At 54.3% G+C, this 7,643-nt stretch carries 7 protein-coding genes; 4 read left to right on the top strand and 3 right to left on the bottom strand.

Features of this window, described 5'->3' with window-relative positions; translation table 11 throughout:
• Positions 1-52: 52 nt before the first annotated feature.
• A complete protein-coding gene (gene bacA / locus BEI65_RS26120; RefSeq protein ID WP_085119304.1) occupies positions 53-877 on the bottom strand; it encodes an undecaprenyl-diphosphate phosphatase in 825 nt (274 codons plus the stop codon).
• A 131-nt stretch (positions 878-1,008) separates the two neighbouring features.
• Positions 1,009-1,368, bottom strand: coding sequence for a bifunctional dihydroneopterin aldolase/7,8-dihydroneopterin epimerase (folB, locus tag BEI65_RS26115; RefSeq protein ID WP_006320572.1), 360 nt, complete (start codon positions 1,366-1,368; stop codon positions 1,009-1,011).
• A 107-nt stretch (positions 1,369-1,475) separates the two neighbouring features.
• On the opposite strand from folB, the gene plsY reads away from it, so the two are divergent.
• Positions 1,476-2,123 (top strand): glycerol-3-phosphate 1-O-acyltransferase PlsY, encoded by a 648-nt coding sequence (gene plsY / locus BEI65_RS26110; protein ID WP_099065691.1) that lies wholly within the window; start codon positions 1,476-1,478, stop codon positions 2,121-2,123.
• A 35-nt stretch (positions 2,124-2,158) separates the two neighbouring features.
• Here plsY and tsaD read toward each other — a convergent pair whose 3' ends face one another.
• Positions 2,159-3,172: a tRNA (adenosine(37)-N6)-threonylcarbamoyltransferase complex transferase subunit TsaD gene (tsaD, locus tag BEI65_RS26105; protein WP_085119307.1), complete on the bottom strand. Its 1,014-nt coding sequence runs from the start codon at positions 3,170-3,172 to the stop codon at positions 2,159-2,161.
• Positions 3,173-3,498: 326 nt separating this feature from the next.
• Here tsaD and rpsU point away from each other — a divergent pair, with 326 nt between their 5' ends.
• From rpsU to rpoD, 3 genes are all read left to right on the top strand, one after another.
• A complete protein-coding gene (gene rpsU / locus BEI65_RS26100) occupies positions 3,499-3,714 on the top strand; it encodes a 30S ribosomal protein S21 (RefSeq protein WP_001144069.1) in 216 nt (71 codons plus the stop codon).
• A 136-nt stretch (positions 3,715-3,850) separates the two neighbouring features.
• Positions 3,851-5,599: a DNA primase gene (gene dnaG, locus BEI65_RS26095; protein WP_085119308.1), complete on the top strand. Its 1,749-nt coding sequence runs from the start codon at positions 3,851-3,853 to the stop codon at positions 5,597-5,599.
• A gap of 158 nt (positions 5,600-5,757) precedes the next feature.
• Positions 5,758-7,593, top strand: coding sequence for an RNA polymerase sigma factor RpoD (gene rpoD, locus BEI65_RS26090; RefSeq protein WP_099065690.1), 1,836 nt, complete (start codon positions 5,758-5,760; stop codon positions 7,591-7,593).
• Positions 7,594-7,643: the final 50 nt, after the last annotated feature.

Below are 7,643 nucleotides of genomic sequence, written 5' to 3'. Positions count from 1 at the left end.
CATCTTAAGTGAACGGTGTTACGCAATGCGGGGTTTCTTATTGCAGCTCAGCTTACATGAAGACCATGTAAACCACGCCCGCCACGATAAAGCGATAGATGGCGAACGGCACAAACGAGATGCGTTTGATCAGCGACAGGAAGGTCTTGATCGCGATCAGCGCTACCACGAAGGCAGTGGCAAAACCGACTGCAAACATCGGTAAATCGCCCATCGTCAGGAAGTGCAGACTCTTGTACAGATCCAGTGCACTGGCACCAATCATCATCGGCACAGCCAGAATGAAAGAGAACTCCGCAGCCGCGTAACGGTTCACACCCACCAGCATGCCACCGGCAATGGTGGAACCTGAGCGGGAGAAGCCCGGCCACAACGCCAGACACTGGAAGCAACCAATCATAAACGCCTGGCGATAAGTAATATCATCCAGCCCTTCTGCACTTGGTTTTTTCGGCTTGAACCATTCCGCTGCCAGCAGCAGGAAACCGCCGACCACCAGCGCATACATGACGTTTTTCGGTGCAAACAGCGACTTGATAAAGTCATGGAGCAGCAGCCCCAATACTACCGCCGGGATCATCGCCAACAGAATATGACCCAGTTTCAAATGGCCCGTGGTTTTACCTTCGTGTTCGACCGGCTTACCACCAAAATGAATGCCGATCAGCCCGAACAAGCGACGCCAGAACATCACTACCACCGCCAGAATCGACCCCAGCTGAATGATCACCTCAAAGGTTTTGGCCTTATCGCCGGTAAAACCTAGCCACTCGCCGACAATGATCATGTGCCCGGTAGAAGACACCGGTAAAAATTCAGTTAACCCTTCGACCACCCCAAGAACAAACGCAATAAACAGTGAATGCATGTCCGCCATGTGCTTCGATCACCCTATAAATTTACGGCTATAAACATAAAAAAGCGGCAGTGTTCAATACATTGCCGCTAAAACAATTCTCAGGTTCAGACCAGGTTAACGGTCTTAAGTTGCACAAGAATGACAGAACGTCACACCGGCCGGGTGCCACGTTCAATGATCACCCCAACCCGGCTGGCATGTGCAACCGCGCCCGGTTTGCTGACCTTAATACGGACCCACGGGGAATTGAAGCGCTGGAGTAATATTTCAGATATTTCCTCTGCAACCCGCTCCACCAACGCAAAGCGATTGGGTTCCACGTGCTGGATGATGGCTTCACTGATATCGGCGTAGCTCAGGCAGTCATTCACATCGTCACTGGCGGCGGCCTGGCGGTTGTCCCAACCCATTTCGATATCGAACACCAGCTTCTGGCGAATGTTTTGTTCCCAGTCATAAACGCCAATGGTAGTAATTACGGTAAGCTCTTCTATAAATACGATATCCATCACGTCATTCTCTGTTTTTGGCCTTGCCGGATACCACTTCCAGCGGAATATGAGTATTATCCATATATGTTGAGAGTAAAACGACCCTTATTAAACGGAACCGCGTTATGAGTGCTACCGCGCTTGGCATGATTATCTTCGCGTATCTGTGTGGCTCAGTTTCCAGTGCGATCCTGGTTTGCCGGATCGCCAGGCTGCCCGATCCGCGTGAAAATGGCTCAGGGAATCCAGGAGCGACCAACGTCCTGCGCATCGGCGGTCGCGTCGCTGCGGCGGCGGTGTTGGTATTCGATATTCTCAAAGGGATGCTGCCGGTCTGGCTGGCATACAAACTTGATGTCCCGCCGCTGTATCTCGGCCTGACGGCGATTGCCGCCTGCCTGGGGCATATCTACCCGGTGTTCTTCCACTTCCGCGGCGGTAAAGGCGTGGCGACGGCGTTTGGTGCCATAGCGCCGATCGGCTGGGATCTTACCGGCCTGATGACCGGTACCTGGCTGCTGACCGTATTGCTCAGTGGTTATTCCTCGCTGGGTGCGATTATCAGCGCGCTGATTGCTCCGTTCTACGTCTGGTGGTTCAAACCACAATTCACCTTCCCGGTAGCGATGCTGTCGTGTTTGATCCTGATGCGGCACCACGACAATATTCAGCGCCTGTGGCGTGGCCAGGAAGGGAAAATCTGGAGTGTCTTCCGCAAGAAGAAAACCGACGCGGCAGGGTCGGAGCAGGAAGAAGAGAAGAAAGAAGAGTAATTAAATAGGCCGGAGAGCTCCGGCCTTTCGACTATTTATACTGCAGGCAATTCAGCCAGCGGCCAACGCGGTCGCACCGAAACGCTCAGTTCCGGATTGGCACCGCTCTGCAACCGCACCAGACCCGCATAAGCGATCATCGCGCCGTTATCCGTGCAGAATTCCGGACGGGCATAGAACACCTCACCGCCGCGTTTGCGCATCATTTCCGCCATTTTGGTCCGTAGCGTACGGTTGGCACTGACGCCGCCAGCCATCACCAGTCGTTTGAAACCGGTTTGCTCCAGCGCGCGTTTGCATTTGATTGCCAGCGTATCGACCACCGCATCCTCAAACGCCCGGGCAATGTCCGCACGCGTTTGATCGTCATTCCCATTGGAGCGAATGGTGTTGGCGGCAAAGGTCTTCAGCCCGGAGAAGCTGAAATCCAGCCCCGGACGATCGGTCATCGGCCGCGGGAAGGTGAAACGGCCCGCGGTACCCTGCTGTGCCATTTTCGACAACATTGGCCCGCCGGGATAGTCCAGCCCCAGCAGCTTGGCAGTTTTATCGAAGGCTTCACCCGCCGCATCGTCGACCGACTCGCCCAGCAGTTGGTATTGGCCAATGCCGGTCACGCTGATCAACTGGGTATGGCCGCCGGAAACCAGCAGCGCGACAAACGGGAACGCCGGTGGATTATCTTCCAGCATCGGTGCCAGCAGGTGGCCTTCCATGTGGTGCACCGGTACGGCCGGCACGCCCCAGGCAAACGCCAGCGCACGGCCAATGGTCGCGCCGACCAGCAACGCCCCCACCAGGCCGGGCCCGGCGGTATAGGCAACGCCGTCGATATCGGCCGCGGTCAGGTTCGCTTCCTTCAATGCCGCCTGAATCAAGGGCACGGTTTTACGCACATGATCGCGGGAAGCCAGTTCCGGCACCACGCCGCCGTAGTCGGCATGCAGCTTCACCTGGCTATACAATTGATTCGCTAATAAACCGGCCTGATCGTCATACACTGCAATTCCGGTTTCATCGCAGGAGGTTTCTATACCCAGTACTCGCATTACATTTCCCATCATTCACGTGCGGCCGTCAGTTTAGCACAATCAGGCCTGTTTACCGCCAGCGCGGCGCATCTTGTCAGCCACATTGGGCTATGTTGATGATTCCAGCCATAAATGCCTATTTGATTAAAAACGAGCATTTTTTTCTGATTAGTCTATAATCAGCGCCCGATGCAAAATTGCGCATGTTTTACCAGGGTGGCCGCAGGTTTCAATTTGCTGTGGTGCTTTACAAAGCAGCATCCGTTGAAGTAAAATTCCGCACCATTTTGAAATTGCTGGCGCTTGGCCAGCAGCAAACCGAATTTTATTGAGGTGAGAGGCACATGCCTGTAATTAAAGTACGTGAAAACGAGCCATTTGACGTTGCTCTGCGTCGTTTCAAACGCTCTTGCGAAAAAGCAGGCGTTTTAGCTGAAGTTCGTCGTCGCGAGTTCTATGAAAAACCGACTACCGAACGTAAACGCGCTAAAGCTTCTGCTGTGAAACGTCACGCGAAGAAACTGGCTCGCGAAAACGCACGCCGCACTCGTCTGTATTAATTCTTCGGGGGTAACCCCGCCGCGTGAATTTCTGATTTTAAAAATCGCGCAGACCGAGTAGTTGCATACGAAGGCCGTGCTTTCCGAAAGGAATGCGCGGCTTGTTCTCGTTTATAGGCTAGTGAAGTAAGGGCTTATGGCTGGACGAATTCCGCGTGTATTTATCAATGACTTGCTGGCTCGCACCGACATCGTCGATCTGATCGATGCCCGGGTAAAGCTCAAGAAGCAGGGCAAGAACTACCACGCGTGCTGTCCGTTCCACCACGAAAAAACGCCTTCATTTACCGTTAATGGCGAAAAGCAGTTTTATCACTGTTTTGGTTGTGGTGCGCACGGTAACGCCGTCGACTTTCTGATGAATTACGACCGACTTGAGTTTGTCGAAACCATCGAAGAGCTGGCAACCATGCACGGACTGGAAGTGCCTTACGAGGCGGGCTCCGGACCGACACAAATCGAACGTCATCAGCGCCAAAGCCTGTATCAACTGATGGAACAGCTCAGTGCGTTCTATCAACAGTCACTGCATCAATCTTCCGGTACGCCGGCGCGTGATTATCTGCAACAGCGCGGGTTGAGTGACGATGTTATCCGCCATTTTGCCATAGGCTTTGCTCCTGCCGGTTGGGATAATGCCTTAAAGCGTTTTGGTCGCGACGCCGACAGCCGTAGTGCATTGAACGATGCCGGCATGCTGGTGACTAACGATCAAGGGCGCTCGTACGATCGTTTCCGTGAACGCGTGATGTTCCCTATTCGCGACAAACGCGGGCGAGTGATCGCCTTTGGCGGGCGCGTGCTGGGTGACGGCATGCCGAAATACCTGAACTCGCCGGAAACTGAAGTATTCCACAAGGGTCGTCAATTGTACGGCCTGTATGAAGCGCAGCAGAACCACCCTACCCCGCAGCGTTTGCTGGTAGTGGAAGGCTATATGGACGTGGTGGCGTTGGCACAATACGGCATTGATTATGCCGTCGCCTCGCTCGGAACCTCAACGACGGCTGAACATATTCAGCTGCTGTTCCGCGCCACCGACAACGTGGTCTGTTGTTATGACGGTGACCGAGCCGGCCGTGAAGCGGCCTGGCGCGCACTGGAAACCGCACTGCCCTATCTGAATGACGGGCGTCAGCTGCGGTTTATGTTTTTGCCTGATGGCGAAGACCCGGACACATTGGTACGCAAAGAAGGCAAAGAGGCCTTCGAACAGCGAATGGAGCTGGCGCAGCCGCTTTCCACTTTCCTGTTCGAAACCCTGATGCCACAGGTCGATCTGAGCAGCCCGGACGGTCGCGCCAAGCTGAGCACGCTGGCACTGCCGCTGATTACTCAGGTGCCGGGCGAAACGTTGCGCTTGTACCTGCGACAACAGCTCGGCAGCAAGCTTGGCCTGCTGGATGATAGCCAGCTCGACAAGCTGATGCCCAAACAGGCTGAAAATGCGAATACCTACCAGGCGCCCCAGCTAAAACGCACAACCATGCGTATACTAATAGGGTTACTGGTACAAAATCCGCAACTGGCTACACTTATCCCTTCACTCGAGGGATTAGAGCAGACCAAACAGGCCGGTTTACCGCTGTTTGTCGAGCTGGTGCAGACCTGTTTAGCGCAGCCGGGCCTGACTACCGGCCTGTTGTTGGAGCAGTATCGCGACAACAAATTGAGCCAGCAACTTGAAACCTTGGCGACATGGAACCATATGATCGTTGAGGAAAGGGTCGAACAGACCTTTTTGGATACCTTGGCCAGCCTTTATGACTCGGTACTGGAGCAACGGCTGGAGACATTGATCGCCCAGGCCAGAACGCACGGCCTCAGCCCGGAAGAACGTGAAGAAGTCCGTTCTCTTAACCAAGTGCTAGCGAAGAAAAACTGAATACTTAAACGGCTTAAGTGCCGATAAATGCGAGGGCAGAGCCCTGCAATATGCCGCCACAGTGGGCCGCGGCAACAACAAAAACGCCCCAAATGCTATTGTTGGCGGTTTCGCCGACCGACACCAACCCCAATACTCTGAAGTGTGGATACCGTCTTATGGAGCAAAACCCGCAGTCACAGCTAAAGCTACTTGTCACCCGTGGTAAGGAGCAAGGCTATCTGACCTATGCTGAGGTCAATGACCATCTGCCGGAAGATATCGTCGACTCCGACCAGATCGAAGACATCATCCAGATGATTAACGACATGGGCATCCAGGTGCTGGAAGAAGCACCGGACGCCGATGACCTGATGCTGGCCGAGAACACCACCGACACCGATGATGATGCGGCGGAAGCGGCTGCTCAAGTGTTGTCCAGCGTTGAGTCTGAAATTGGCCGTACCACCGACCCGGTGCGCATGTACATGCGCGAAATGGGGACCGTTGAACTGCTGACGCGCGAAGGCGAAATCGACATCGCCAAGCGTATTGAAGACGGCATCAACCAGGTTCAGTGCTCCGTTGCCGAGTACCCGGAAGCCATCACCTATTTGCTGGAGCAGTACGATCGCGTCGAAGCGGGCGAAGCTCGCCTGTCCGACCTGATCATCGGCTTCGTCGATCCTAATGCGGAAGAGGACATCGCTCCTACCGCGACGCACGTCGGTTCTGAGCTGTCGACCGAAGAGCAGAAAGACAACGACGAAGAAGATGACGAAGAAGAAGAAGAAGACGACAACAGCATCGATCCAGAGCTGGCTCGTCAGAAATTCTCCGACCTGCGCGATCAGTATGAAGCGACGCGTGTTGTCATCAAAAAGAACGGCCGCAGCCACGCCAGCGCAGCAGAAGAAATTCTGAAGCTGTCTGAAGTGTTCAAGCAGTTCCGCCTGGTGCCAAAACAGTTCGACTTCCTGGTCAACAGCATGCGCATCATGATGGACCGCGTTCGTACTCAAGAACGTATCATCATGAAGCTGTGCGTTGAACAGTGCAAAATGCCGAAGAAAAACTTCGTTACCCTGTTCTCCAGCAATGAAACCAGCGATACCTGGTTCGCAGCCGCACTGGCAATGGCCAAGCCATGGTCAGAAAAGCTGAAAGACGTCGCGGATGACGTCCAGCGCAGCCTGCAGAAACTGCGTCAGATCGAAGAAGAAACCGGCCTGACCATCGAGCAGGTGAAGGACATCAACCGTCGTATGTCTATCGGTGAAGCGAAAGCCCGCCGTGCGAAGAAAGAGATGGTTGAAGCCAACTTGCGTCTGGTTATTTCTATCGCCAAGAAATACACCAACCGCGGTCTGCAGTTCCTGGATCTGATCCAGGAAGGCAACATCGGTCTGATGAAAGCGGTAGACAAGTTTGAATACCGTCGTGGTTATAAGTTCTCAACTTACGCCACCTGGTGGATCCGTCAGGCTATCACCCGCTCTATCGCCGACCAGGCGCGTACCATCCGTATTCCGGTGCATATGATTGAGACCATCAACAAACTCAACCGTATTTCGCGCCAGATGCTGCAAGAGATGGGCCGCGAGCCGACGCCGGAAGAGCTGGCTGAACGCATGCTGATGCCGGAAGACAAAATCCGCAAAGTGCTGAAGATCGCCAAAGAGCCGATCTCCATGGAAACGCCAATCGGTGATGATGAAGATTCACACCTGGGCGATTTCATCGAGGATACCACCCTCGAGCTGCCGCTGGATTCTGCTACCTCGGAAAGCCTGCGCTCTGCAACGCACGACGTCCTGGCTGGCCTGACCGCCCGTGAAGCGAAAGTGCTGCGTATGCGTTTCGGTATCGATATGAACACTGACCACACCTTGGAAGAAGTGGGCAAACAGTTCGACGTTACCCGTGAGCGTATTCGTCAGATCGAAGCCAAAGCGCTGCGTAAACTGCGTCACCCAAGCCGTTCCGAAGTGCTGCGTAGCTTCCTGGACGACTAAGGTTTAGCTGCTTGCAAAAAACCCCGGCTCGCCGCAATGCCGTTCACTTA

The sequence above is a fragment of the Serratia sp. BW106 genome, from assembly GCF_002607755.1.
Taxonomy (GTDB): domain Bacteria; phylum Pseudomonadota; class Gammaproteobacteria; order Enterobacterales; family Enterobacteriaceae; genus Serratia; species Serratia proteamaculans.
Note: the sequence above shows the minus strand (reverse complement) of the source record. Positions and strands in the feature narration are given on the sequence as shown.

Excerpts from the sequence above, each read along its gene's own strand:
- rpoD (WP_099065690.1), top strand. The coding sequence starts at position 5,758 with ATGGAGCAAAACCCGCAGTCACAGCTAAAGCTACTTGTCACCCGTGGT.
- bacA (WP_085119304.1), bottom strand. The coding sequence starts at position 877 with ATGGCGGACATGCATTCACTGTTTATTGCGTTTGTTCTTGGGGTGGTC.
- plsY (WP_099065691.1), top strand. The coding sequence starts at position 1,476 with ATGAGTGCTACCGCGCTTGGCATGATTATCTTCGCGTATCTGTGTGGC.
- dnaG (WP_085119308.1), top strand. The coding sequence starts at position 3,851 with ATGGCTGGACGAATTCCGCGTGTATTTATCAATGACTTGCTGGCTCGC.
- folB (WP_006320572.1), bottom strand. The coding sequence starts at position 1,368 with ATGGATATCGTATTTATAGAAGAGCTTACCGTAATTACTACCATTGGC.
- tsaD (WP_085119307.1), bottom strand. The coding sequence starts at position 3,172 with ATGCGAGTACTGGGTATAGAAACCTCCTGCGATGAAACCGGAATTGCA.
- rpsU (WP_001144069.1), top strand. The coding sequence starts at position 3,499 with ATGCCTGTAATTAAAGTACGTGAAAACGAGCCATTTGACGTTGCTCTG.